Origin of the sequence: Serratia sp. BIGb0234 (genome assembly GCF_024809915.1) — a bacterium.
In the GTDB taxonomy this organism is placed as follows: Bacteria; Pseudomonadota; Gammaproteobacteria; order Enterobacterales; family Enterobacteriaceae; genus Serratia; species Serratia liquefaciens.
In genome coordinates this window covers 1,110,707-1,136,602 of record NZ_JANUEI010000002.1, presented here as the reverse complement: position 1 = coordinate 1,136,602, position 25,896 = coordinate 1,110,707, and the positions used below count along the sequence as shown (strand labels likewise).

Annotated in this window: 27 protein-coding genes; 22 read left to right on the top strand and 5 right to left on the bottom strand. The window is 55.9% G+C overall.

Going from position 1 to position 25,896, the window contains the following annotated elements; translation table 11 throughout:
- Positions 1 to 108: 108 nt before the first annotated feature.
- The 11 genes from trmJ (at position 109) to sseB (ending at position 9,120) form a co-directional block, all read left to right on the top strand.
- Positions 109 to 843, top strand: coding sequence for a tRNA (cytosine(32)/uridine(32)-2'-O)-methyltransferase TrmJ (gene trmJ, locus M2407_RS12305; RefSeq protein ID WP_020828167.1), 735 nt, complete (start codon positions 109 to 111; stop codon positions 841 to 843).
- A gap of 195 nt (positions 844 to 1,038) precedes the next feature.
- Positions 1,039 to 1,533 carry a Fe-S cluster assembly transcriptional regulator IscR gene (gene iscR / locus M2407_RS12300; RefSeq protein ID WP_020828166.1) on the top strand — a complete coding sequence of 165 codons (495 nt, stop codon included), beginning with the start codon at positions 1,039 to 1,041 and terminating at the stop codon, positions 1,531 to 1,533.
- A gap of 55 nt (positions 1,534 to 1,588) precedes the next feature.
- Complete coding sequence (locus M2407_RS12295) at positions 1,589 to 2,803, top strand: IscS subfamily cysteine desulfurase (RefSeq protein WP_020828165.1); 1,215 nt, start codon at positions 1,589 to 1,591, stop codon at positions 2,801 to 2,803.
- 24 nt (positions 2,804 to 2,827) lie between these two features.
- Positions 2,828 to 3,214: a Fe-S cluster assembly scaffold IscU gene (gene iscU, locus M2407_RS12290; RefSeq protein WP_020828164.1), complete on the top strand. Its 387-nt coding sequence runs from the start codon at positions 2,828 to 2,830 to the stop codon at positions 3,212 to 3,214.
- 125 nt (positions 3,215 to 3,339) lie between these two features.
- Complete coding sequence (gene iscA / locus M2407_RS12285; RefSeq protein WP_004952089.1) at positions 3,340 to 3,663, top strand: iron-sulfur cluster assembly protein IscA; 324 nt, start codon at positions 3,340 to 3,342, stop codon at positions 3,661 to 3,663.
- Positions 3,664 to 3,725: 62 nt separating this feature from the next.
- A complete protein-coding gene (gene hscB / locus M2407_RS12280; RefSeq protein WP_259218286.1) occupies positions 3,726 to 4,247 on the top strand; it encodes a co-chaperone HscB in 522 nt (173 codons plus the stop codon).
- A 150-nt stretch (positions 4,248 to 4,397) separates the two neighbouring features.
- A complete protein-coding gene (gene hscA, locus M2407_RS12275; protein WP_128865087.1) occupies positions 4,398 to 6,248 on the top strand; it encodes a Fe-S protein assembly chaperone HscA in 1,851 nt (616 codons plus the stop codon).
- Between the two features lie 2 nt (positions 6,249 to 6,250).
- Positions 6,251 to 6,586: an ISC system 2Fe-2S type ferredoxin gene (gene fdx, locus M2407_RS12270; protein WP_004952086.1), complete on the top strand. Its 336-nt coding sequence runs from the start codon at positions 6,251 to 6,253 to the stop codon at positions 6,584 to 6,586.
- Positions 6,587 to 6,618: 32 nt separating this feature from the next.
- Positions 6,619 to 6,819, top strand: coding sequence for a Fe-S cluster assembly protein IscX (gene iscX, locus M2407_RS12265; protein ID WP_020828161.1), 201 nt, complete (start codon positions 6,619 to 6,621; stop codon positions 6,817 to 6,819).
- Between the two features lie 83 nt (positions 6,820 to 6,902).
- A complete protein-coding gene (gene pepB, locus M2407_RS12260) occupies positions 6,903 to 8,198 on the top strand; it encodes an aminopeptidase PepB (protein WP_044554573.1) in 1,296 nt (431 codons plus the stop codon).
- A gap of 91 nt (positions 8,199 to 8,289) precedes the next feature.
- Positions 8,290 to 9,120 (top strand): enhanced serine sensitivity protein SseB, encoded by an 831-nt coding sequence (gene sseB, locus M2407_RS12255; protein WP_020828159.1) that lies wholly within the window; start codon positions 8,290 to 8,292, stop codon positions 9,118 to 9,120.
- 57 nt (positions 9,121 to 9,177) lie between these two features.
- Here sseB and M2407_RS12250 read toward each other — a convergent pair whose 3' ends face one another.
- The 3 genes from M2407_RS12250 to M2407_RS12240 form a co-directional block, all read right to left on the bottom strand.
- Positions 9,178 to 10,362, bottom strand: coding sequence for a MalY/PatB family protein (locus M2407_RS12250; protein WP_259218278.1), 1,185 nt, complete (start codon positions 10,360 to 10,362; stop codon positions 9,178 to 9,180).
- 1 nt (position 10,363) lies between these two features.
- Complete coding sequence (gene nhaC / locus M2407_RS12245) at positions 10,364 to 11,803, bottom strand: Na+/H+ antiporter NhaC (protein WP_020828157.1); 1,440 nt, start codon at positions 11,801 to 11,803, stop codon at positions 10,364 to 10,366.
- 123 nt (positions 11,804 to 11,926) lie between these two features.
- Positions 11,927 to 12,964, bottom strand: coding sequence for a LacI family DNA-binding transcriptional regulator (locus M2407_RS12240; protein ID WP_115058259.1), 1,038 nt, complete (start codon positions 12,962 to 12,964; stop codon positions 11,927 to 11,929).
- Between the two features lie 370 nt (positions 12,965 to 13,334).
- Between M2407_RS12240 and ndk the strand changes: the two genes are divergently transcribed.
- The 11 genes from ndk (at position 13,335) to M2407_RS12185 (ending at position 24,450) form a co-directional block, all read left to right on the top strand.
- Positions 13,335 to 13,760, top strand: coding sequence for a nucleoside-diphosphate kinase (gene ndk / locus M2407_RS12235; protein WP_004952077.1), 426 nt, complete (start codon positions 13,335 to 13,337; stop codon positions 13,758 to 13,760).
- Positions 13,761 to 13,997: 237 nt separating this feature from the next.
- The gene (locus M2407_RS12230; RefSeq protein WP_020828155.1) at positions 13,998 to 15,194 is read left to right on the top strand and encodes a bifunctional tRNA (adenosine(37)-C2)-methyltransferase TrmG/ribosomal RNA large subunit methyltransferase RlmN; all 1,197 of its coding nucleotides are present in this window, start codon (positions 13,998 to 14,000) and stop codon (positions 15,192 to 15,194) included.
- An 85-nt stretch (positions 15,195 to 15,279) separates the two neighbouring features.
- Positions 15,280 to 16,029, top strand: a complete 750-nt coding sequence (gene pilW / locus M2407_RS12225; protein WP_046372902.1) for a type IV pilus biogenesis/stability protein PilW — start codon at positions 15,280 to 15,282, stop codon at positions 16,027 to 16,029.
- On the top strand, positions 16,019 to 16,996 hold the full coding sequence (rodZ, locus tag M2407_RS12220) for a cytoskeleton protein RodZ (RefSeq protein WP_020828153.1): 978 nt from the start codon (positions 16,019 to 16,021) through the stop codon (positions 16,994 to 16,996). The genes pilW and rodZ overlap by 11 nt, the downstream gene beginning before the upstream one ends.
- Positions 16,997 to 17,043: 47 nt before the next feature.
- A complete protein-coding gene (gene ispG, locus M2407_RS12215; protein ID WP_020828152.1) occupies positions 17,044 to 18,165 on the top strand; it encodes a flavodoxin-dependent (E)-4-hydroxy-3-methylbut-2-enyl-diphosphate synthase in 1,122 nt (373 codons plus the stop codon).
- A gap of 138 nt (positions 18,166 to 18,303) precedes the next feature.
- Positions 18,304 to 19,578 carry a histidine--tRNA ligase gene (hisS, locus tag M2407_RS12210; protein ID WP_020828151.1) on the top strand — a complete coding sequence of 425 codons (1,275 nt, stop codon included), beginning with the start codon at positions 18,304 to 18,306 and terminating at the stop codon, positions 19,576 to 19,578.
- Between the two features lie 13 nt (positions 19,579 to 19,591).
- The gene (locus tag M2407_RS12205; RefSeq protein WP_046372904.1) at positions 19,592 to 20,212 is read left to right on the top strand and encodes a YfgM family protein; all 621 of its coding nucleotides are present in this window, start codon (positions 19,592 to 19,594) and stop codon (positions 20,210 to 20,212) included.
- A gap of 11 nt (positions 20,213 to 20,223) precedes the next feature.
- Positions 20,224 to 21,405, top strand: coding sequence for an outer membrane protein assembly factor BamB (bamB, locus tag M2407_RS12200; RefSeq protein WP_142814583.1), 1,182 nt, complete (start codon positions 20,224 to 20,226; stop codon positions 21,403 to 21,405).
- A 254-nt stretch (positions 21,406 to 21,659) separates the two neighbouring features.
- A complete protein-coding gene (gene der, locus M2407_RS12195) occupies positions 21,660 to 23,147 on the top strand; it encodes a ribosome biogenesis GTPase Der (protein ID WP_020828148.1) in 1,488 nt (495 codons plus the stop codon).
- Positions 23,148 to 23,246: 99 nt separating this feature from the next.
- Positions 23,247 to 24,203, top strand: a complete 957-nt coding sequence (locus M2407_RS12190) for an AEC family transporter (RefSeq protein WP_020828147.1) — start codon at positions 23,247 to 23,249, stop codon at positions 24,201 to 24,203.
- 13 nt (positions 24,204 to 24,216) lie between these two features.
- The gene (locus M2407_RS12185; protein ID WP_128865081.1) at positions 24,217 to 24,450 is read left to right on the top strand and encodes a zinc ribbon domain-containing protein; all 234 of its coding nucleotides are present in this window, start codon (positions 24,217 to 24,219) and stop codon (positions 24,448 to 24,450) included.
- 46 nt (positions 24,451 to 24,496) lie between these two features.
- Here M2407_RS12185 and M2407_RS12180 read toward each other — a convergent pair whose 3' ends face one another.
- Together M2407_RS12180 and M2407_RS12175 are read right to left on the bottom strand one after the other, a co-directional pair.
- Positions 24,497 to 24,838 carry a protealysin inhibitor emfourin gene (locus M2407_RS12180; RefSeq protein ID WP_046372907.1) on the bottom strand — a complete coding sequence of 114 codons (342 nt, stop codon included), beginning with the start codon at positions 24,836 to 24,838 and terminating at the stop codon, positions 24,497 to 24,499.
- Entirely contained in the window at positions 24,838 to 25,863 is a 1,026-nt protein-coding gene (locus M2407_RS12175) for a M4 family metallopeptidase (protein ID WP_115058262.1), read from the bottom strand. Before M2407_RS12175 ends, M2407_RS12180 begins: the two co-directional genes overlap by 1 nt.
- Positions 25,864 to 25,896: the final 33 nt, after the last annotated feature.

The window sequence follows — 25,896 nt, the reverse complement described above, 5'->3', positions numbered from 1 at the left end:
AACTAGGATGTTAAAGAACAGGAAACGGCGCGAAGTATAGCAGGTGTTCGGTAAAATGCCTACGGCTGTGTTAAGATGCTGTGATTTTCCGCTACGCTCAGAGTTTGTATGCTGCATAACATCCGCATTGTTCTGGTAGAAACCTCTCATACCGGCAACATGGGCTCGACCGCCAGAGCCATGAAAACCATGGGGCTAACCAACCTTTATCTGGTTAACCCGCTGATAAAACCCGATTCTCAGGCGATCGCCCTGGCCGCTGGCGCCAGCGACGTGATCGGCAACGCCACTATTGTTGACACTTTGGACGACGCCATTGCCGGCTGTAGCCTGGTGGTGGGTACCAGCGCGCGTTCACGTACTTTGCCGTGGCCGATGCTGGAACCCCGTGAATGCGGCGTACGCGCGGTGCACGAAGGTGAGCATGCGCCAGTGGCGTTGGTCTTCGGCCGTGAACGTGTCGGCCTGACCAATGACGAACTGCAAAAGTGTCATTATCACGTCGCCATTCCTGCCAACCCGGATTACAGCTCGCTGAATCTGGCGATGGCGGTGCAGATCCTGGCCTATGAAGTGCGCGTGGCTTACCTCGATCGTCAACAGGCGGGCGTGCCGCCGTTGGAAGAGACGCCGTATCCGCTGGTGGATGATCTCGAACGTTTCTATCAGCATCTGGAACAAACGCTGCAAAATAGCGGCTTCATTCGTCCGTCCCATCCGGGGCAGGTGATGAGTCGTTTACGCCGTTTATTCACCCGCGCACGGCCGGAAGCTCAAGAGCTGAATATTCTGCGCGGCATGCTGACGTCGATAGAGAAACAGGACAAACAGCAAGGTCATTAATTTTGGGGCTGCGTAACGGTTAACGGTAATAGCATTAGTTATCCAAGGGTTATAACATGTATTTTATATGCATTTTGCATGGCTAAGTACAAAATGTGCTAATACTTGAGTAAATTACTAGGTTAAATAGTTGACTGATTTACTCGGGAATGTCAGACTTTCGGCCATGTTTGACCAACAGGTAACCACTTAGCTATGAGACTGACATCTAAAGGCCGTTATGCCGTAACCGCTATGCTTGACGTGGCATTGCACTCCCAGGAAGGGCCAGTCCCTCTGGCGGATATTTCTGAGCGCCAAGGTATCTCGCTCTCTTATCTGGAACAATTATTCTCCCGTCTGCGTAAAAATGGCCTGGTTGCCAGCGTACGCGGACCGGGCGGTGGTTATCTGCTGGGCAAAGACGCGGGTGAGATTGCCGTTGGTGCAGTTATCACTGCCGTCGATGAATCGGTAGATGCAACCCGTTGCCAGGGTAAAGAAGGCTGTCAGGGTGGCGATCGCTGCCTGACCCATACCCTGTGGCGCGATCTGAGTGAGCGCATCAGCGGGTTCCTGAACAACATTACGCTGGCTGAACTGGTGAACAACCAGGAAGTGCTGGTGGTGGCGGACCGTCAAAACAACGATACCCGTCGCACGGCCAACGGTCGTCCGCAAGAAACTATCAACGTTAATCTGCGCGCATAAGCAGCTGGCGATACTTTTTTTAGTTTTTGGAAGTGATGTACGGAGCACAAGAGCAATGAAATTACCGATTTATCTGGATTACTCAGCAACGACGCCGGTTGATCCGCGCGTCGCTGAGAAAATGATGCAGTTTTTGACTCTGGACGGGACTTTCGGTAACCCGGCTTCCCGTTCCCACCGTTTCGGGTGGCAGGCGGAAGAAGCGGTAGATATCGCCCGTAACCAAATTGCTGAACTGGTTGGCGCTGACCCGCGCGAAATCGTGTTCACTTCCGGAGCAACCGAATCCGACAACCTGGCGATTAAAGGCGCTGCCAATTTCTATCAAAAGAAAGGCAAGCACATCATCACCAGCAAAACCGAACACAAAGCCGTGCTGGACACCTGTCGCCAGCTCGAGCGTGAAGGCTTTGAAGTGACCTACCTGGCACCGCAAAGCAACGGTATCATCAGCCTGCAAGCCCTCGAAGCCGCGATGCGCGACGACACCATTCTGGTTTCGATCATGCACGTGAACAACGAAATCGGCGTGGTGCAGGATATCGAAGCGATCGGCGAAATGTGCCGCGCACGCGGTATCATCTACCACGTTGATGCGACCCAGAGCGTGGGCAAACTGCCTATCGACCTGAGCAAATTGAAAGTCGATCTGATGTCCTTCTCCGGCCACAAGATTTATGGCCCGAAAGGTATCGGTGCGCTGTACGTGCGTCGTAAACCGCGTATCCGTATCGAAGCCCAGATCCACGGTGGCGGTCATGAGCGCGGTATGCGTTCAGGTACGTTGCCAGTGCATCAGATCGCCGGTATGGGTGAAGCCTACCGTATCGCCAAAGAAGAAATGCCGACCGAAATGGCGCGTCTGCGTACGCTGCGTGACCGACTGTGGAACGGCGTGAAAGATATGGAAGAAGTGTATCTGAACGGCGACCTGGAACACGGCGTTCCTAACATTCTGAATGTCAGCTTCAACTATGTTGAAGGTGAATCGCTGATCATGGCGCTGAAAGACCTTGCCGTCTCTTCAGGCTCCGCCTGTACCTCCGCTAGCCTTGAGCCATCTTACGTGCTGCGCGCGTTGGGTATGACCGACGAGTTGGCGCATAGCTCGATCCGTTTCTCCCTGGGGCGTTTCACCACGGAAGAAGAGATCGATTACACCATTCAACTGGTGCGTAAATCCATTGGCCGTCTGCGCGACTTGTCTCCACTGTGGGATATGTTCAAGCAGGGCGTGGATATCAACAGCATCGAATGGGCACATCATTAATTCTCAGGATTCAGGAGCAAGGTCATGGCTTACAGCGAAAAAGTAATCGATCACTATGAAAACCCGCGTAACGTGGGTTCTTTCGACAACGAAGATCCTAGCGTCGGTAGCGGTATGGTTGGCGCACCGGCTTGTGGCGACGTCATGAAGCTGCAGATCAAGGTCAACAATGAAGGCATCATTGAAGACGCGCGTTTTAAAACGTACGGCTGCGGTTCCGCCATCGCTTCCAGCTCGCTGGTGACCGAATGGATGAAAGGCAAATCTCTTGATCAGGCCGAAGCGATTAAAAACACCCAAATCGCCGAAGAACTGGAATTACCGCCGGTAAAAATTCACTGCTCTATCCTGGCGGAAGACGCCATTAAAGCAGCGATTGCCGACTACAAGAGCAAACATAACGCCAAGTAATTCTTGTGTAGGGGCGCCGTATGCCGCGCCCGCATTGATTGGGGCGAATATATTCGCCCCCTACACCGGTTAGCCCCCCAACATCGGTTTTGCTACAGGTTGGGAATATTGAGTATGAGGTTGTGATGTCAATTACCATGAGCGACAGCGCTGCGCAGCGTGTTCAGGCATTTATGAATAACCGCGGCAAGGGTCTTGGCCTGCGTCTGGGGGTGAGAACCTCTGGCTGCTCCGGGATGGCGTACGTGCTGGAATTTGTTGACGAAATGAACGATGACGACATCGTTTTTGAAAACAAAGGCGTTAAGGTGATCATTGACGGCAAGAGCCTGGTCTACCTTGACGGCACCGAGCTTGATTTCGTTAAGGAAGGCCTGAACGAAGGCTTCAAGTTCAACAACCCCAATGTCTCAAGCGAGTGCGGCTGCGGCGAAAGTTTCAACGTCTGACAGTCCGTCAAGCTCCCCCGCCGGCGCGGGGGAACTTCATCCGATAAAGCCCAGAGCACGCTATGGATTACTTTACTTTATTCGGGCTGCCAGTTCGCTATCTCGTGGACGGCAGCCTGCTTGCATCTCGCTATCAGGATATGCAACGCCAATTCCATCCCGATCGCAATGCTCTCCAGCCGGAACGCGAACGCCTGATGGCGTTGCAACAGGCGGCGACTATCAATGAAGCCTACCAAACGCTGAAGCACCCATTAAAACGCGCAGAGTATATGTTATCTTTGCACGGTTTTGATTTGGGCAACGAGCAGCATACTCTTCGGGATACCGCTTTCCTGATGGAACAGCTGGAATTGCGTGAAGAGCTCGACGCCATTGAGCGCAAAGCGGAGGCGGAAAGCCTGCTGGCCGACTTTGGCGCGCGGGTGAACGAAACGGTCAAACAGCGCACTGCGCTGATGGTGCAGCAGCTGGATAACCAGCAGTGGCCCGAGGCCGCCGATACCGTGCGCAAGCTACGCTTTTTGGACAAACTCCAGCAACAGGTTGAACAACTCGAAGAAAAACTGCTGGGTTTTGAGTAATTCTTTTCATTTATACCCAAAATAATTGGAGTTGCTTGTAGGCGGCAACTGAGTGAATCCCCAGGAGCTTACTCAAGTAAGAGACTGGGGTGAGTGAAGGCAGCCAACACCCAAGCAGCTTCAAGTATGAAGGATATGGGAAGCTTCAATATGGCCTTATTACAAATTAGTGAGCCCGGCCTTAGCGCCGCGCCGCACCAGCGCCGTCTGGCTGCCGGTATTGATTTAGGCACCACCAACTCTCTGGTCGCCACGGTGCGCAGCGGGCAGGCGGAAACGCTGGCCGATGCTCAGGGGCGCGATTTACTGCCCTCGGTGGTGCACTATCAGGCTGATACCTTGCGTGTCGGTTGGGATGCGCGCCAGCAGGCCGCACAGGATCCCGCTAACACCATCAGCTCAATCAAACGCATGATGGGTCGCTCTCTGGCCGACGTACAGCAGCGTTACCCGAACCTGCCGTACCAGTTCCAGGCCAGTGAAAACGGCTTGCCGATGATCCTGACCGCCGCCGGACCGGTTAACCCGGTAGGCGTTTCCGCCGATATCCTCAAAGCGCTTGCAGCGCGTGCGCAAACCGCGCTGGAAGGGGATTTAGACGGCGTGGTGATCACCGTTCCCGCATATTTTGACGATGCACAGCGCCAGGGCACCAAGGACGCTGCGCGTCTGGCCGGGCTGCACGTGCTGCGCCTGCTGAACGAACCTACGGCGGCAGCGATTGCCTATGGCCTGGATTCCGGGCAGGAAGGCATCATCGCGGTTTACGATTTGGGCGGCGGCACCTTTGATATTTCCATTCTGCGGCTGAGCCGCGGCGTGTTCGAAGTGTTGGCCACCGGCGGCGATTCCGCGTTGGGCGGCGACGACTTTGACCACCTGCTGGCCGATTGGCTGCGGGAACAGGCCGGCGTGGCCGACCGTAGCGATCACGGGGTTCAGCGTCAACTGCTGGACGCAGCCATTGCCGCCAAGATAGCTCTGAGCGATGCCGACAGCGTGAGCGTGGAAGTTGCCGGTTGGCAGGGCGAAGTGACGCGAGCACAGTTCGACGCTTTGATCGCCACACTGGTTAAACGCACCCTGATGGCTTGCCGCCGTGCGCTGAAAGACGCCGGCGTCAATGCTGAAGACGTGTTGGAAGTGGTGATGGTTGGCGGTTCCACTCGCGTACCTTTGGTGCGCGAGCAGGTAGGCGCGTTCTTTGGCCGCACGCCGCTGACCTCGATTGATCCCGATAAAGTGGTCGCCATCGGTGCCGCCATTCAGGCCGATATTCTGGTGGGCAACAAGCCGGACAGCGACATGCTGCTGCTGGACGTGATCCCGCTGTCGCTGGGTCTGGAAACCATGGGCGGTCTGGTCGAAAAAGTGATCCCGCGCAACACCACCATTCCGGTGGCGCGTGCCCAGGAATTCACCACTTTCAAAGACGGCCAAAGCGCGATGATGATCCACGTGCTGCAGGGTGAGCGTGAGCTGGTACAGGATTGCCGTTCGCTGGCGCGTTTCTCGCTGCGTGGCTTACCGCCGCTGCCTGCCGGTGGCGCGCATATTCGCGTCACCTTCCAGGTGGATGCCGACGGCCTGTTGAGCGTTACCGCGATGGAGAAATCCACCGGCGTTGAGGCTTCGATTCAGGTTAAACCTTCGTATGGCCTTTCTGACGCCGAAATCGCCGGTATGATCAAAGACTCGATGGCCAATGCGCAGAGCGATGTTGGCGCACGCAAACTGGCAGAACAGCGGGTAGAGGCGTCTCGGGTGCTGGAAAGTCTGCAGGGCGCACTGGCAAGCGATGCTGCTTTACTGAGCGAGGCCGAAAGTACGGCGATCGCCGCTGCGGTGGACGCTTTGCAACAGGCGACGCAGGGCACCGATCCTGCCGCTATCGAAGCCGCAATAAAAACATTAGATGCACAAACGCAAGACTTTGCCGCGCGCCGCATGGATGCTTCCATTCGCCGTGCGCTGGCTGGCCATTCTGTGGATGAGGTTTAATCATGCCTAAAATTGTTTTCCTGCCCCATCAAGATTTATGCCCGGAGGGGGCGGTACTGGAAGCTGAGCAAGGGGAGTCAATCCTCAACGTTGCACTGCGCAACGGTATCGAAATTGAGCACGCCTGCGAGAAATCCTGCGCCTGCACCACCTGTCACTGCATCGTGCGCGAAGGCTTTGACTCTCTTGAAGAGAGCAGCGAGCTGGAAGACGACATGCTGGACAAGGCCTGGGGTCTGGAGCCGGAAAGCCGCCTGAGCTGCCAGGCGCTGGTGGCCGACGAAGATTTGGTGGTCGAAATGCCGCGTTATACCGTTAACCATGCGCGTGAGCATTAATTGCTAGCCGCGGCGCAGAGCTGGAGATAATAATGGGACTGAAGTGGACCGATAGCCGTGAAATCGGCGAAGCCCTGTACGACCAATACCCGGATACCGATCCGAAAACCGTACGTTTTACCGACATGCATCAGTGGATTTGCGATCTGGAAGATTTTGACGACGATCCACAGGCTTCCAATGAGAAAATACTGGAAGCGATCCTGCTGGTCTGGTTAGATGAAGCGGAGTAAATAGCGTAACGGGCTGCCATAGGCGGCCCGTTTATTTTGTATCCGACACGATTAATAAAAGAATAATCCGGAGTAAGAAGGCTATGACAACTGAATTCATGCAGGTAACGCTGTCGAACCAACCTGCCGACGCTCGCTGGGGCGAAAAAGCGCTGCTGAGCACTGATGATCGAGGAATGACCATTCACCTGACCGGCAACGATAAGCTGGGGGGCATCCAGCGTGCTGCCCGCAAGATTGACGGCCAAGGTGTCAAAAACGTCAAACTGGCCGGCGATGGCTGGGATCTGGAGAACAGCTGGGCGTTCTGGCAAGGTTTCCGCGGGCCAAAAGGCAAGCGCAGCGTCGAATGGGCAGAGCTGCCGGAAGCGGAACGCAAAGAGCTGGAACAGCGTCTGAAGATTGTTGACTGGGTACGCGACACCATCAATATGCCGGCGGAAGAGCTGGGGCCGGAACAACTGGCTACGCGCGCGGTTGATCTGATGTGTGACGTTGGCTGCGATGCCGTCAGCTATCGTATTACCAAGGGTGAAGATCTGCGCGAGCAAAACTACGCCGGTATTCACACCGTGGGCCGGGGTTCCGATCGTTCACCGGTGCTGTTGGCACTGGACTTCAACCCGACCGGCAACCCGGAAGCGCCGGTATTTGCTTGCCTGGTGGGCAAAGGCATCACCTTTGACACCGGTGGCTACAGCCTGAAGCAAAGTGCATTTATGGATTCCATGAAAGCGGATATGGGCGGGGCGGCCACCATTACCGGCGCACTGGCGCTGGCGGCGGCACGTGGTCTGAAACAGCGCGTGAAACTCTATCTGTGCTGCGCCGATAACATGGTTAGCGGCAACGCCTTCAAACTGGGTGACATCATCCGTTATCGTAACGGCAAAACCGTTGAGGTTATGAACACCGATGCGGAAGGGCGCCTGGTACTGGCTGACGGACTGATCGATGCTTCTGCACAAAACCCTGAGTTGATCATCGACTGCGCCACCCTGACTGGTGCGGCGAAAACCGCGGTGGGTAACGATTACCATGCGTTGTTCAGCTTCGATGATGCTTTGGCACAGGAACTGCTGACCAGCGCGGCTGCCGAGCAAGAGCCTTTCTGGCGCCTGCCGTTGGCTGAGTTCCACCGCAGCCAACTGCCGTCCAACTTTGCTGAACTGAACAATATTGCCGGTCCGGCCTACACTGCCGGTGCCAGCACCGCGGCTGCATTCCTGTCGCATTTTGTGCAGAATTATCAGAAAGGCTGGTTGCACATTGACTGCTCCGCCACTTACCGTAAGGGCGCGGTGGATCAATGGTCTGCCGGTGCGACCGGTCTGGGTGTGCGTGCCCTGGCCAACCTGTTGCTGAGCAAAGCCAAATAATGGCATGCCCGCCTTGGCGGGCGGCTTGAACGTCGTTTTATTGTCGGGGCCCAGCATGCTGGGCCCCGTTATTTGATTGCTGGAGTTTGTCATGAGTTCTCACCATCACGATACCGCCACAGGCGAAAACGAACTTGAACGCCTGCTGAAGCTGGCGGTGACGGAGCCGGCCCATCGCCCGGCGTTTTTCCGTGAGTTGCTCGACGCGACGGTGTTGATCCTCGGTGACAGCGAACAGGTACAGCATGGCGGTGACATCACGCTGAACGCCGATACGCCGGTGAATATTCAGCACTGGGAAAAACAGGACGGCGGCAGCATCATTCCGTTTTTTAGCTCGGTAGAAGCGCTGCAAAAGGCCGTTGAAGACGAACAGCCGTTTATCGCCATGCCGGCGCGGGTATTGTTCGAAATCACTCAGGGCGCGGATCTGTTTCTCAACCCTAAGGCCGAGTACGGCAAAGAGTTTTATCCTGAAGAAGTGGCAATGCTGCTGGCTACCGGTGGCGTAGCCAAACCGGCGGAACGTTATATCGACAAGGATACCCAGATCCTGTTGGGTCAGCCGGAGGAGTACCCGTCGGCGATGGTCGATGCCTTGACCACGCTTTTCAGTCAACGCAAGCCGGTACGCCGTGCGTTTTTGGCGCTGATGCACGATCAGGCGGTCGACGAAAAACCAAATCTGTTGGTCGGACTGGAAGTGGACGGTGAGCCGGCGGAAATTGAAGCGCTGATCAACGAAGCAGGAAGCGTTGCCAGCGAAACTGCGCCCAACGACGAGCCGGTAGATTTTTGTCTGGTCTCTGAAAAGGAGCGTGGGGTCAGCCATTACCTGATCACCCATACCCAACCCTTCTACCAGCGCCGCTGGGGCAGTTGGCTGCGTAATATCATTCCTTCGACCGATAAAACCCAGTAATCCTGCTTTTCGCTACCGGCGCGCATTCTGCCGGTAGCGCTTGCTTTTTCCTGCTGATCAAAGCGACGGTTTTAATCGCGCAAGCCCTGCAATGGCGCTTTCAAGATATTGACGCGGGCAGCCGAGATTGAGGCGGATAAATCCTTTTCCCTGTTCGCCAAAACTGACGCCCATTGAAGCAGCAATTTTTGACTGGTGGATCAGCGCCTGTTGAAGCGCATTGTCATCCAGGCCCAAAGCGCGACAATTCAGCCAGGCAAGATAGGTGCCTTCGGCCCGGGTCATTTTGCACCAGGGGGCGGCATAGGCTAAGGCCTGTTCAAACCAGCGCCGGTTGTCTGCCAGATATTGCTGCAGAGCATCAAGCCAGGTTTCCCCTTGCTGATAGGCGGCCGTGGCGGCGGTCATCGACAGCGCATTGAAGACATCCAACCCATGGGCATTGAGGCGTTCGACAAACGCATTTCGGGTTTGATCGTTGGGGATCAGGAAGTTTGAGATGCGCAGTGACGACAGGCCAAAGCTCTTGCTGGCGGAAGTCGCAGAAATCACATGGTCTTGCCAGCTCTCGTCCAGATGCAGCACGGAGGTGAAGGTCTCGCCAGGCAGCAGCAGATCGGCCCAGATTTCATCGGAGATAACCGTTACGCCATAGCGGCTGCACAGCGTCATCAACTGCGTCAGTTCGTCGCGGGTCCAGCACCGGCCCGTTGGGTTATGCGGATTGCACAGCAGCAGCAACGGGGGCTTGCGCTGTTCAAAACACGCCTCCAGATGATCGAAGTCGAATTGATAGCCTTGCGGGCCGAGGGCTAAAGGATTTTCAAGCACCTCTCTGCCGTTCAGGGTAACGATCTTGGCAAAAGATCCGTAGTACGGCCCCTGGATCACGATCGGATCTCCGGGCTGGCTTAGCAGTTGGATCAGGATCGCCAGACCGGGAACCACGCCTTCGATGGAGGTGAACCACTCCCGCTGCAAAGGCAACTGGTGCCGTTTTGAGAACCAATCCATCACCGCCTGGTAATACTGGTCATCGCGTTCGCTGTAACCGAATATGCCGTGTTCAACGCGGTGATGCAGCGCCTGTCGGACTTCCAGCGGACACTGAAAGTCAAAATCGGACACCCACATCGGCAAAAGATCGGTTTCATCGAGCTGCAGATAGCGGTCGATAAAGTCCCATTTCACCGAGCCGGTGTGGTGGCGGTTGATGATCTGGTTAAAATCGGTTTGTTTCACGTCAGGCTTCCTTACGCTGTAAATCTTGCTGTGGCTGTATCTTGGCAATGCCGAAACCGGTAAATCCGTAAATCAGGGCGAATACTACGGCGGCGTAGCATTGAATGGCCCAGGGCAGCAAATCCAGCGTGCTGACTCCCAGGGTTGTCGCCATATAAATGCCCGCGGCGGTCCACGGGATTAACGGTTCGATGACGGTGCCTGCATCTTCTACGGTCCGCGACAGGTTTTTATTGTCCAGGCCCATGCGGCGATAGGCGCCTTTGAAGAGTTCAGCGGGGATCAGCAGCGCCAATTTGCCGTCGCTGGTGGCGCCGGTGACCAGAATGGTGGTTGCAACCGTTGCGGCGATCAGTTGGCCGGTAGTGTGAACCACTTTCAGCAGCCGATTGATGATGACGGTCAATGCCCCGGTCAGGGTTAATGCGCCCGCAAAGGAAAAGGCGCAGAAGACCAGCAGGATGGTACTCATCATCGAAAACATACCGCCCCGGTTGAGCAGGCGAGGCACATCTTCGACGATACCGTTGATGCCGTGCCCTTGAGTGGCAAACATTGAAAGGTTAAAACCATCCATCAGCGCATTTAAGCCTTGTTGCAGACTGAACCCCTGCAGAAGTACGCCGATGGCGATAGCCAGCGCACAGGCTGCCAGCATGACTGGGATCACCGGACGTTTGGTCACCGCGCCCCACAGCACCAGAACCGGGGGCAGGATTAGCAACAGGTTGAAGTGATAAAGGCTCTCTAGCGCCGTCACGATCTCGGTGACTTTTTCCGGTGTAGCCACGCTGCCGACGGCGCTGGTGTGTCCGGCAATCAGATACACCACCGCCGCTAAAATGAAGCTCGGAAGCGTTGTATACATCAGGTGCTGGATATGGCTGTAAAGGTCGGTGTCCGCAACGATGGCCGCGAAATTGGTTGAGTCAGACAATGGGGAGATTTTGTCGCCAAAATAGGCCCCGGAAACGACGGCGCCCGCGGCGGCGGCCAATGGCACATCCAGCCCGGCGGCTACGCCCATCAGCGCGACCCCGACGGTGCCTGCTGCCCCCCAGGATGTACCGGTACACACGGAAATCACGCTGGTAATGAAGAACGCGGCGATCAGGATATATTGAGGGCTGATCAGTTTGAGCCCCCAATAAACCATATAAGGAATGGTACCGCTGAACATCCAGGTGCCGATCAGCCCGCCCACGCAAATCAATATCATAATCACCGGCATGGCTTTGGCCAGTTTGGCGACGATGGAATCAATGATGTCGTCCCAGCGGTAGCCCTGCCAGTAGGCCAGCGCAGCGGCAATGCCAGCGGAAGCCAGCAGCAGCGGTTCGATCCGCAGTCCCAACTGGCCATAGCCTATGATAAGCAGCAACAGCATGGCCACAATGGGGAGCATCGCTAACCCCAGGTTGAGCTTCTTTTTGTCATTCATTTACAACTCCGGTTAAGGATGGGGAAGTGACGCAAGCCTAATGAATTTGCAGTGAATGAGGTGTGAGCGCGGGCCATTGGCGATGTAATCGGTTACATGAAGGCGCGTTATGTGAGAGATCTCTCACTTGGCGGCCTTGTTTTCTTCAAATGGGGGATTTTTTTCCACAAAGGCCACCGAGTCCCGCAGGATCAGCTCAGCGGAAAACCGATTGTTCTGCGGCGTAACGGCGGTGCCTGAATTGAGTTGCAGCGCCAAATTGGCCGCGCGTCGGGCCATTTTCTCAATCGGATAATGCACGGTGGTCAACGGCGGGTGGAGGTATTTTGCCAGGGCTACGTCATCGAAGCCGACAATCGAGATATCTTCGGGCAGGTTCATCCGCCGCTGGCGAAAGGTGCGCATCATGCCGGCGGCCATTACGTCGTTGAATGTCAGCGCGGCGGTAAAAGCCTGCTTACTGGCGAGGATTTTCTCTGCCGCTGCTTCGCCCCCTTGCTCATTGAAGGGGACGCTGATGATCCAGTCACCCGGCACCGCAATCCCGGCTTCGGCCATCGCGGTTCGATATCCCTCGAGACGCTGCTTGCGGTCATCGATCGGCAGATCTGTGGTGATGCAGGCAATGTTGCGGTGTCCGCGCTCGATGAGCATTCGGGTGGCAGCCTGAGAAGCGCTTACGTTGTCCAGCCAGATGCAGCGATTGGCGATGGCGGGCAAATAACGGTTGATCACCACCATCGCCGGAGTGTGGGCGGCATAGCGCAGAATATCGGCATCGCTCATGCGGGTGACGTGGGCAACAATCGATTCGCAGCCTTGATTGATCAGGAAATCCAGGCCGTTTTTCTCCAGTTCGGCCTGATGGCCACCGCTACAGACCATCAATTTTACACCGTCTTTGCGCGTGATATCTTCCACGCCTCGGGCCAGTCGCGAGAAAAACGGATCGTCGAGGTTACCGGTCAGCAACCCCAGCATATTGCCGCTGCGTTTCGCCAGCGCCAGCGCGGCGGCATTTCGATGATAGTTAAACTCGCGCATGGCTTTTTCAACGCGTTCACGGGTGACGGGTTCAACATAAGCGGTGCTGTTGATCACCCTGCTGACGGTGGCGGTGGAAACGCCAGCGCGTCGGGCAACGTCTTTCATGGTGGCCATATCATTTCCTGCTGGTTTCGCGGCTGCCGAAATGGGCGGGGCCAAGTCTGGATGATTTTTATTATCTTTTTGTTTTAAAAGAATATAGTCATAAACTCAACCCAGAGTGTCACGCACTGTGATCGGCATGGCAGTTCGTTGTGAAGCAGGGAAGGGTCGGTAACGGCAGCGCGTTTTGAGACTCGGTCCGTATGAGTTCGTACAACCTGTGCTCTGTGCCGCAAAGTGAAGAATCAGGATAATAATTTTTTAATGAAATGTTGATTTTCCCGTAGGCAAGCGTTAACGGCACACATATAATCTGCGCCACTTGAGAAGGCCGGCACCTGTTTTCAGACCGGCCTGTTTTGGAAGTTATACAGAGGCCATCATGACCGTAGAACGTACCTTTTCCATCATTAAACCAAACGCTGTAGCTAACAACGACATCGGCGCAATCTATGCTCGCTTTGAGCGTGCCGGTTTCAAAATCATCGCATCCAAAATGCTGCGTCTGACTCGCGAACAAGCCGAAGGCTTCTACGCTGAGCACAAAGGCCGCCCATTCTTCGATGGTCTGGTTGAATTCATGACCTCTGGCCCGATCGTGGTTCAGGTTCTGGAAGCGGAAAATGCAGTACAGCGCAACCGTGACATCATGGGCGCAACCAACCCAGACAACGCTCTGGCCGGCACCCTGCGTGCTGACTACGCGGACAGCTTCACTGCCAACGCCGTGCACGGTTCTGACGCAGTAGAATCTGCTCAGCGCGAAATCGCTTACTTCTTCAACGAAAGCGAAATCTGCCCGCGTTAATTGCTGTCATTTCGACGCTGAAGTATGGCATTCACTGGCTGAAACAATAAAAATGCCCTGAATGCCTTTCAGACGTGGAAAGCTACTACTAAAATTTGTACAATGCCGCGCCCCTGATGAGTCATCTTGTCAGGGGCGCGCTTTTAGCGCCGTCGCCCGATTTATACGGGCTGAGCGACGCACTTACTTTCCACTCTTTCGCGCCATAAAGTGTAACAACGAGGCCAGAGATCAATTATGTTAGAACCCATCACGTCCGAGCACATCGTGTCTGAAAATAATTCGCTGACTACTCAATCCGTTAACGCGGAAAAACCGGCTGTGGCCAAAATTAATCTGCTGGATCTGAACCGTCAGCAAATGCGTGAGTTTTTCGCCAAAATGGGCGAGAAACCCTTCCGTGCCGATCAGGTGATGAAGTGGATGTACCACTATTGCTGCGATGATTTTGAGCAGATGACCGATATCAACAAGGTCCTGCGCAATAAATTGCAAAGCGTCGCCGAAATCCGTGCGCCAGAAGTGGCGGAAGAACAACGCTCAGCCGACGGCACCATTAAATGGGCTATCAAGGTGGGCGATCAGCAGGTCGAAACCGTGTATATCCCGGACGGCGACCGTGCGACCCTGTGTGTTTCTTCCCAGGTGGGTTGCGCGCTGGAATGCAAATTCTGTTCGACCGCTCAGCAGGGCTTTAACCGCAACCTGCGCGTGTCGGAAATCATCGGCCAGGTGTGGCGTGCGGCGAAAATCATCGGTGCACTGAAAGTCACCGGCGAGCGCCCGATCACCAACGTGGTGATGATGGGCATGGGTGAGCCCTTGCTTAACCTGACCAACGTGGTGCCGGCGATGGAAATCATGCTGGATGATTTCGGTTTTGGCCTGTCAAAACGCCGCGTGACCCTGTCGACCTCGGGCGTAGTGCCTGCGCTGGACAAGCTGGGTGATATGATCGACGTCGCGCTGGCGATCTCGCTGCATGCGCCGAACGACAAGATCCGCGATGACATCGTGCCGATCAACCGCAAATACAACATTGAGACCTTCCTGGCTGCGGTACGCCGCTATCTGGAAAAATCCAACGCCAATCAGGGCAGGGTGACGGTCGAGTACGTGATGCTGGATCATATCAACGACAGCACCGACGACGCACACCAGCTGGCGGAAGTCCTCAAGGACACGCCATGCAAGATCAACCTGATCCCATGGAACCCGTTCCCGGGCGCACCTTACGGCCGCAGCTCCAACAGCCGCGTGGATCGTTTTTCCAAAGTGTTGATGGAATACGGCTTTACGACTATTGTTCGTAAAACCCGTGGTGACGATATCGATGCCGCCTGCGGGCAACTGGCGGGTGAAGTGATCGACCGCACCAAGCGTACCCTGAAAAAGAAAATGGCCGGGGAACCTATCACCGTGCGTGCGGTCTGAATCCTATAGCATGATTTTTGTTATCTTACAGTCTGTTATGTGAAAAGACGTCAAGGTAACATCAGACAAGGAAATGAATGCAGGCATGAAGCTGATTCTGTGGGGTACGTTGCTGGCGGCCGGGTTACTGGCCGGTTGTTCCGGTTCAGCGCCGGAAGAAAAAGACGCGCTGCCTGAAGCCGGTCAGACGCGATTGCAACTGGGTCTGGAATATCTGAAGCAGGGCGATTTAAACGCCGCGCGCCAGAATCTGGAGAAAGCGGCAGACGCCGCCCCACAGGATTACCGTACCCAATTGGGTATGGCGCTCTACGAGCAGCGGATTGGCGAGAACAGCGCGGCTGAACAGCGTTATCAGCAGGCGCTCAAACTTGCGCCGAACAATGGCACAGTGCTGAATAATTACGGTGCGTTTCTTTGCAGTTTAGGGCAGTATGTACCGGCACAACAGCAGTTTAGCGCAGCAGCCGTGGCACCGGATTACGGTCAGGTTGCCGACAGCCTGGAAAACGCAGGTTACTGTTTTCTCAAAGCCGGACAAAACGACGAGGCACGTATTTTGTTAACACGTGCTTTGAAGATCGATCCGGACAAGGGCACTCCACTGTTGGTGGAGGCGGAAAAGCAATTTGGAGAAGGGAAGCGCGCACAGTCGCAACTTTTATTGGATAGTTATCAACATGTTCTGCCGGCCAGCGCCGACAGCTTATGGTTACAGATTCGTTTCGCCGCGTTAGCCGGGCGCCAAGATAGCGTGCAACGTTATGGCAAGCAGTTATCGCGAAGTTTTCCACAATCCAAACAGTACCAGCAGTTCTTAGCTAATGAATACTGAAGCCTCCCAAGATAAAACCGTATCAATGACGACAGGCGAACGTCTGCGTCAGGCCCGTGAACAACTCGGGTTGAGTCAACAGGCCGTTGCAGAACGCCTGTGCCTCAAAATGTCTACCGTGCGCGATATTGAAGAAGACAATCTGTCCGCAGACCTGGCTTCAACCTTCGTGCGTGGTTATATCCGTTCCTATGCCAAGCTGGTGCGTTTGCCAGAGGATGAACTGCTGCCGATGCTGGCCAAGCAGGCACCGTTGAAGGTCGCGAAAGTGGCTCCGATGCAAAGCTTCTCTCTGGGCAAGCGCCGTAAAAAACGCGACGGCTGGCTGATGAGCTTCACCTGGTTGATCGTTTTCGTGGTGGTCGGCTTGACCGGTGCCTGGTGGTGGCAAAATCACAAGGCCCAGCAGGAAGAGATCGCCACTATGGCCGATCAATCTTCTGCCCAGCTTTCACAAAACAATGAAGGCCAATCCGTACCGTTGACCGACAGTAATGCCGACAACAGCGCACCTTTGGCCGACAATGGCTCCACACCGGTTGACACCGGTGCGGGCGCAGCAGCACAGCAATCACAGACTCCGGCCGTGACCGGCAGTGCAACCGCGCAGCAGCCTGCGGTGGTTTCACCAAGCCAAACCACGTTGCCTGAGACAACGCCTGCGGCGCCAACCGCACCGTTGCCGACGGCAGATGCGGGCGTAGCTGCACCGGCGGTTGATCCTAATGCGCTGGTGATGAACTTCACCGCCGACTGCTGGTTGCAGGTGACTGACGCCAGCGGCAAAACGCTGTACAGCGGTAGCCAGAAGAACGGCGGTAAGCTGAGCCTGGCGGGCACCGCGCCTTATAAACTGACCATTGGCGCACCGGCCGCAGTACAGATTCAATATCAAGGTAAGCCGGTTGATTTAAGCCGGTTTGTTAAGTCAAACCGTGTTGCTCGTCTGACCGTTGCCGCGCAGTAATTGCGCGGCCATTGTCGTTAAGTCAGAGCAACAATGGAGAGTAAGTAATGCATAACCAATCGCCCATCATCCGTCGAAAATCAACGCGAATTTACGTCGGCAATGTGCCTATTGGTGATGGTGCGCCGATTGCTGTGCAGTCGATGACTAACACCCGTACTACCGATGTCGAAGCCACGGTCAATCAGATTAAAGCGCTGGAGCGCGTCGGCGTCGATATCGTCCGCGTTTCAGTCCCCACCATGGATGCCGCCGAGGCATTCAAGCTGATCAAGCAACAGGTCAACGTGCCGCTGGTCGCCGATATCCACTTCGATTACCGCATTGCGCTGCAGGTGGCTGAATACGGCGTAGACTGCCTGCGTATCAACCCGGGCAATATCGGTAACGAGTCGCGTATCCGTTCAGTTGTGGACTGCGCACGCGATAAAAATATCCCAATCCGTATCGGGGTAAACGGCGGCTCGCTGGAGAAAGACATCCAGGAAAAGTACGGTGAACCTACGCCGGAAGCCCTGCTTGAATCCGCCATGCGCCACGTTGATATCCTCGATCGCCTCAACTTCGACCAGTTCAAGGTCAGCGTCAAGGCTTCCGATGTGTTCCTGGCGGTGCAATCCTACCGGCTGCTGGCGGCGCGTATCGATCAGCCGCTGCATCTCGGCATTACCGAAGCCGGTGGCGCACGCAGTGGTTCGGTCAAGTCGGCGATTGGCCTGGGTCTGCTGCTGTCGGAAGGCATTGGCGATACCCTGCGTATCTCGCTGGCGGCCGATCCGGTGGAAGAGGTTAAGGTTGGTTTCGACATTCTGAAGTCACTGCGTATCCGCGCTCGCGGCATTAACTTCATCGCGTGCCCGACCTGTTCACGTCAGGAGTTTGACGTTATCGGTACGGTGAACGCGCTGGAACAGCGCCTGGAAGATATCATCACGCCGATGGACATTTCGATTATCGGCTGCGTGGTCAATGGGCCGGGCGAAGCGCTGGTGTCCACGCTGGGCGTTACCGGCGGCCATAAAAAGAGCGGCTTCTACGAAGACGGCGTGCGCCAGAAAGATCGTTTCGACAACGAGCAGATGATTGACCAGTTGGAAGCCAAAATTCGCGCCAAGGCGTCGATGATGGATGAGAGCAATCGCATCTCGGTCAACCTGCTGGAAAAATAAGCATTATACCGATACGGCGGGCTTTTTAGCCCGCTTGTTTATGAACCCGGGAGCAGAACTCTGCATTCGCGTTGAATACGGGACGGCAAAGTCCCTATAATCGGGTTCATTTTTATAGACAACGGACAGAGAACTCACGTGGCAAAGAACATTCAAGCCATTCGCGGCATGAACGACTACCTGCCGGAAGAAACGGCATTATGGCAGCGTATTGAAGGCATCCTCAAGCAGGTGCTGAGCGGCTACGGTTACAGCGAAATCCGCTTGCCGATTGTAGAGCAGACCCCGTTATTCAAACGCGCGATCGGCGAAGTGACCGACGTCGTAGAAAAAGAGATGTATACCTTCGACGATCGCAATGGCGAAAGCCTGACGCTGCGTCCGGAAGGGACCGCTGGTTGCGTTCGCGCCGGCATCGAACATGGTCTGCTGTACAATCAGGAGCAGCGTCTTTGGTACGTCGGTCCGATGTTCCGCTACGAGCGTCCGCAAAAAGGCCGCTACCGTCAATTCCACCAACTGGGTGCCGAAGTGTTTGGCCTGCAGGGCCCGGATATCGACGCCGAGCTGATCCTGCTGAGCGCCCGCTGGTGGAAAGCGCTGGGCATCGCTGATCACGTTAAGCTGGAGCTGAATTCCATCGGCTCACTGGAAGCTCGCGCCAATTACCGTGATGCTTTGGTGGCGTTCCTGGAACAGCATCAAGACAAGCTGGACGAAGATTGCAAACGCCGTATGTACAGCAACCCGCTGCGCGTGCTGGACTCCAAAAACCCGGAAGTGCAAGCGTTGTTGAACGATGCGCCGCGCCTGTCCGAGTATCTGGATGAAGAATCCAAAGCCCACTTTGAAGGCCTGTGTGAACTTTTGGCCCAGGCAGGTATCCCATATACCATCAATGAACGCCTGGTGCGCGGTCTGGACTATTACAACCGTACGGTATTCGAATGGGTGACCACCAGTCTGGGCGCTCAGGGGACGGTGTGCGCCGGTGGCCGTTATGACGGTCTGGTCGAGCAACTGGGCGGGCGTGCAACGCCGGCAGTCGGTTTCGCGATGGGCCTGGAGCGTTTGGTGCTGCTGGTTCAGGCGGTCAACCCAGAGTTTAAAGCTCCGGCGACCATTGACGTGTACGTGATCTCTTCCGGTGCCGGTACGCAGAGCGCGGCGATGCAGTTGGCTGAACGCGTTCGCGATGCCGCGCCGCAGTTGAAACTGATGACCAACTACGGCGGCGGTAACTTTAAGAAGCAGATCACCCGTGCGGATAAATGGGGCGCGCGCGTTGCCTTGATCCTGGGCGAGAACGAAGTCGCAGCCGAGCAGGTGGTCGTCAAGGACCTGCGCAGTGGTGAACAAGAAACGCTGGCGCAGAGCGAAGTCGCTGTGCGTCTGGCTTTGATGTTAGGTTAAGGAGAAGGACACCGTGGAAGTCTATACCACTGAAAACGAACAAGTCGACGCCGTGCGTCGGTTCTTTGCCGAAAACGGCAAAGCGCTGGCAGTGGGCGTGGTGCTCGGAATTGGTGCCCTGGTCGGCTGGCGTTACTGGCAGAGCCACGAGAACTCCAACATGATGATTGCGTCCCAATCTTATCAGGAAGCCAGCGATCGTCTGGCGGTCGGTAAACCGGACGACGTGGCCGCTGCGGAGAAGTTCGCCCAGGCCAACAGCAACAGCTACGGCGTGCTGGCCTCGCTGGAACTGGCGAAGCATTTTGTTGAGCAGAACGACTTTGCCAAAGCGGACCAACAGCTGGTGCTGGCTCAGGGCCAGACCAAAGATGAAAACCTGCTTTCGATGATTAACCTGCGTCTGGCCCGTGTGCAGTTGCAGGAGAAAAAGCTGGATGAAGCGCTGAAAACGCTGGATGGCGTGAAAGGCGAAGGCTGGGCGGCGATGGCGCAGGATACGCGCGGCGACGTGCTGTTGGCCAAAGGTGACACCAAAGGTGCGCGCGAGGCGTACAGCAAAGGCATTGAGTCTAACGCTTCTCAGGCGCTGCAGGTTCTGCTGCGCATGAAATTGAATAACTTGTCCAGCTAAGGGGAATTCCCATGCAATTGCGTAAAACACTCTTGGTCGGACTGGTTTCCGTTGCCTTGTTGAGTGGTTGCTCACTGTTCAACAGTGAAGAAGACGTGGTTACCATGTCGCCGCTGCCGAAAGTTGAAAATCAGTTCACGCCAAGCAAGGCGTGGAGTACCTCGGTCGGCGACGGCGTCGGTGAGTTCTATTCTCACCTGCGTCCTGCTTTCCAGGACAACACCATTTATGCTGCCGATCGCCACGGTCTCGTGAAAGCGATGGATGCCGACAGCGGTAACGAAAAGTGGAAGGTTGATCTCTCCGAGAAGACCGGCTTCTTCTCCAGCAACCTGCCGGCGCTGCTGTCGGGCGGTATGGCTGTTTCGGGCGACAAAGTTTATGTCGGCAGCGAGAAAGCCGTCGTTTACGCTCTGAACACCGCTGACGGTAAGGTAGCCTGGCAGACCAAGGTGGCCGGGGAAGCGATTTCGCGTCCGGTGATCAGCGACGGCATGGTACTGATCCATACCTCCAACGGTCAATTGCAGGCGCTGAATGAATCTGATGGCGCAGTGAAGTGGACGGTTAACCTGGATATGCCTTCGCTGTCGTTGCGCGGCGAGTCTGCTCCGGCCGTTGCCTTTGGCGCAGCCATTGTCGGCGGTGATAACGGCCGCGTCAGTGCCGTGCTGATGCAGCAAGGTCAGTTGATCTGGCAGCAGCGTATTTCCCAGCCGAGCGGCGCGACCGAAATCGATCGTCTGAACGATGTCGACACTACGCCGGTGATTGTTGAAGGCGTTGTCTACGCATTAGGTTACAATGGCAACCTGACTGCGCTGGATCTGCGTTCCGGCCAGATTTTGTGGAAACGTGAACTGGGCTCGGTAAACGACTTTATCGTTGATGCAGGCCGCATTTACCTGGTCGATCAGAACGATCGCGTGGTCGCGCTGAGCACCGAAGGTGGCGTCACCGTATGGACGCAGAGCGAGCTGTTGCACCGCAACCTGACCCCGCCAGTGATGTATAATGGTTACCTGGTGACCGGTGACTCCGAAGGTTACCTGCACTGGATTAACACCACGGACGGCCGTTTTGTTGCCCAGCAGGAAGTGGATAGCTCCGGCTTCCTGTCTGCGCCGATGGTAGCCGGCGATAAGCTGGTCATCCAGGCGAAGGGCGGAAAAGTTTACGCTTTCACCCGCTAACGCCGCTCGTCGTGACCCTTCTTGCACCCGAAAGCTTTCGGGTTGCAGCCAGGCGGCAAGCGCATGAGTCCTCGGGAGCTTAGTGAACTAAGTGACCGGGGCGAAGGTGCGCAGACAACGCCGCTGTGGCGCGAAAGATGAAGGGGAAAACGGCTCCTGAGTGTTCAGGGGCCGTTTCGTATTTTATAAGCTGCACTTCTGGTGTCTATCCATAGTGCAGTAACGCATTGATTATTAAGTAATGAGGCTTCACAATGATACCTGTCGTCGCGCTAGTTGGGCGCCCGAATGTGGGTAAATCCACCTTGTTTAACCGTTTAACACATACGCGCGATGCGCTGGTGGCGGATTTCCCCGGGCTAACGCGAGACCGCAAGTATGGTCGTGCAGAAGTTGAGGGCAATGAATTCATCATCGTCGATACCGGGGGTATTGACGGTACCGAAGACGGCGTTGAAACCCGCATGGCTGGCCAGTCGCTATTGGCGATCGAAGAAGCAGACATCGTGCTGTTTATGGTCGATGCCCGCGCCGGTCTGATGCCTGCCGATCAGGGCATCGCCCAGCATCTGCGCAACCGCCAGAAAGCCACCTTCCTGGTCGCCAACAAAACCGACGGCATGGATCCAGACATGGCCACCGCCGATTTCTACTCGCTGGGGCTGGGTGACGTGCATGCGATTGCCGCTTCACACGGTCGTGGCGTGGCGCAGCTGATCGAACACGTGCTGGTGCCGTTTGTCGGTGAAAAACCGGAAGAAGTCGAGCTGACCGAAGAAGAGGCTAACGCTGCTTATTGGGCCGAGCAAGAAGGTGAACTGCCTGAAGACGAGGAAGAAGAGCCGGAAGACGACTTCAACCCGCAAGATTTGCCGATCAAGCTGGCAATCGTTGGCCGTCCTAACGTTGGTAAGTCCACACTGACTAACCGTATCCTCGGCGAGGAGCGTGTGGTGGTGTACGACATGCCGGGCACCACCCGTGACAGCATTTATATCCCGATGGTCCGCGACGAGCGCGAATACGTGCTGATCGACACCGCCGGGGTGCGTAAACGCGGCAAGGTAACGGAAACCGTAGAGAAATTCTCGGTAATCAAAACCCTGCAGGCGATCGAAGACGCAAACGTCGTGCTGCTGGTCGTCGATGCGCGCGAAGGCATTTCCGATCAGGATCTCTCGCTGCTCGGCTTTATCCTCAATAGTGGGCGCTCACTGGTGATTGCGGTCAACAAGTGGGATGGCATGAGCGAAGAAGATCGCGAGCACGTCAAAGAGATGCTCGATCTGCGCCTGGGCTTTGTCGACTTCGCCCGTGTGCACTTCATTTCCGCTTTGCACGGCAGCGGCGTGGGTAACCTGTTCGAATCGGTACAGGAAGCTTACGAGTGCGCGACGCGTCGTGTGAACACCTCGATGCTGACCAAAATCATGCAGATGGCTGCTGATGACCACCAGCCACCGTTGGTGCGTGGCCGCCGCGTGAAGCTGAAATACGCGCACGCCGGTGGGTACAACCCGCCGATTGTGGTGATCCACGGCAACCAGGTAACCGATCTGGCCGACTCGTACAAACGCTATCTGATGAACTACTTCCGTCGTTCTCTGAAGGTGATGGGTACGCCAATTCGCATCCAGTTCAAAGAGGGTGAAAACCCGTTCGCCGGCAAGCGCAACCTGCTGACGCCGAACCAGATGCGTAAACGTAAACGCCTGATGAGCCACCTGAAGAAAAGCAAATAATCAGTACGAGGGGCGCGGTAACCATACCGCGCCCCTTTTTTATTGCGCCAAAATCGTTTTATTATCTGAAGATTACCGCCGTCAGCCTGAAGGAACACCATGTCCTGGGAAACCTGGAGTTTTGCGTTCAGCGTCACCGTACCCAATCTGTTAATGATGTTGCTGGGCGTGCTGCTACGCCACTGGCGGATGATGGACGACCGCTTTATTGATGGCGCCACGCGGTTGGTGTTCAATCTGGCGCTGCCTTGCTTGCTGTTCTTCAGCATTGCCACCAATCATCCGCAACTGCTGGGTAACCTGTCGCTGGTGATCTACGGTGCGGTCGGCACCGTCGCCACTTTCCTGTTGCTGGAGATAGCCGCCGTCTGGCTGGTGAAAGAACCGCGTGAGCGCGGCGTCTTTGTTCAGGGAGGCTTTCGTGCCAATACCGCTATCGTCGGCCTGGCTTATGCCATGACCGCTTATGGCAGCGAAGGGGTTGCGCTGGGGTCGTTATACCTGACGGTCACGGTGATCCTGTTTAACGTACTGTCGGTGGTGACCCTGACCCGCAGCCTGCAGGGTGGAGAGGGTAAGAAGATCAGCCGGCTGTCGCTGTTGCGCAGTATCGTCACTAACCCGCTGATTATCGGCCTGGTATGTGGGTTGCTGTTCGCCCAGACCGGGCTGGAAATCCCACAGGTTATCCGGCAAACCGGCAGCTATATCTCAGGGTTGTCGTTGCCACTGGCGCTGCTGTGCACCGGTGCCAGCCTGGATTTGCGCGCCATGTTCCGCTCGTCTAATGTGGCGGCGCTGTCCTCCAGCGCCAAACTGTTTCTGGTGCCGATATTGATGACGTTGGGTGGCTGGCTATGCGGTTTCCAGGGCGCGGCATTGGGGATTATCTTCCTGTTCTCGGCCACGCCAACCGCCTCCGGCAGTTATGTCATGACGCGCGCCATGGGCGGCAATGCCACGCTGGCGGCGAACATTATCGCCATCACCACCGTCGGGTCGTTTTTCACCACCGCGCTGGGGATCTATTTCTTACGCTCATGGGGCGTAATTTAACTAGGGAGAGTCTATGGAAGCGCTATGTCCGCAATGTCACCAGGCAATGCAGTGGGTGAAGGGTCACTATCATTGCGAAGCCTGTCACCGCGATTATCGTCAGTTGGCCGAGTGTCCGGAATGCCGGCAGCCGCTGCAAGAATTGAAGGCCTGCGGTGCGGTAGATTATCTGTGCCAAAACGGTCATGGGCTGATATCGAAAAAGCGCGTGTTGTTCAGCTATACACCTTGGGTAGAGGGCGAATAGATTCGCCCCGATTAACTCGCCGTTGCGTCCCTCACTTTAGAACGGTTCACTCATCGACCTGACCGGTTTTCCAAAGGTCGATCAATGCCTGCGGGGCGCTGGTTTCCGGTATCAGCAGCACGATTTCACTACTCAATGTTTGGCTGTAATAGCTGATTTGCACGCGGAAGTAGCGCTGGTCGCCGCAGCCGGGAGAACCTGGCTGCCCCTCCTCTTGCGCGTAGGGCAGCGTCTGGTTCAACAGTTGATTCAGACGTTGCCGCTGTTCCGGCGTAATATCGGCCAGCGCAATGCGCCGCTGGCCAGCCAGTTTGGGAATAAAGGCGAAGCCGCCTTCACGTGCCAGCTCAATGACCGTGTCCTGATTGAGCGTCGGCAAGGGTTTCATTATTCCACCCCCACCTGATGCCAGGCCTGCTGCACCTTATCCGCCACGTCACCGTCGAAACGTTGTTGCGCATGTTTTACCGTAGTGCGGGCAAAGGTAGCGAAGTCGGCGTCCTGCGGCAGCGTCTTGTCGCAAAGCGTGTCGTACCAAATATAGCCCGCTTTTTCCCAGGCAAAACCCCCCAGTGCTTTAGCTGCCAGATAGAAAGCGCGGTTGGGAATGCCGGAGTTAAGGTGTACGCCGCCGTTATCCTCTTTGGTCTGAATATAGTCCTTCATGCTGGCCGGTTGCGGGTCTTTCCCCAGCAGCGGATCGTCGTAAGCCGTACCGGGGGCCGACATGGAACGCAGGCCCTTGCCGTTGATGCCTTTCGCCAGCAGTCCCTCGCCAATCAGCCAGTCGGCTTTATCCGCGGTCTGTTTGAGGTGGAATTGTTTAACCAGAGAACCAAACACGTCGGACAGCGACTCATTCAGCGCACCAGCCTGCTGGAAGTAAATTAACCCTGCTTCGCTTTCGGTAACGCCATGCGCCAGTTCATGGCCAACCACGTCGATGGCGATGGTAAAACGGTTAAATATTTCGCCGTCACCGTCGCCGAAGACCATCTGCTGGCCGTTCCAAAAGGCGTTTTGGTATTCCTTGCCGTAATGTACGCTGCCGGTCAGCGGCAGACCGCGATTGTCCAGAGAATTACGTTTGAATGCCTGCCAGAAGAAATCGTAGGTCACGCCGAGGTAGTCGTAAGCTTCATCTACTGCGACGTCGTGGTTACTGGGTTGGCCCTCATTACGCACCTGTTTTCCGGGCAGTTGGGTACCGTTTTCGGCGTCGTAAATATCGCGAATAACCTGGCCGGCGCTGGCGGTTTTCGCGCCGGGCGCACGCAACGGCTTGTTACCGAGCAGGCTCTGGACGTGGTTCAGGGTGTGCAATGCGCAGTCGCGCTGCGGTAGGCTGCCATGTTCAATGATTCGGCGCAGCATATAAGGGGGAATGACTGAACGTGCTGTCAGGGTCGGCATAGTGGCTCTCCTTAGGCAAAAAATTTAGCCCTC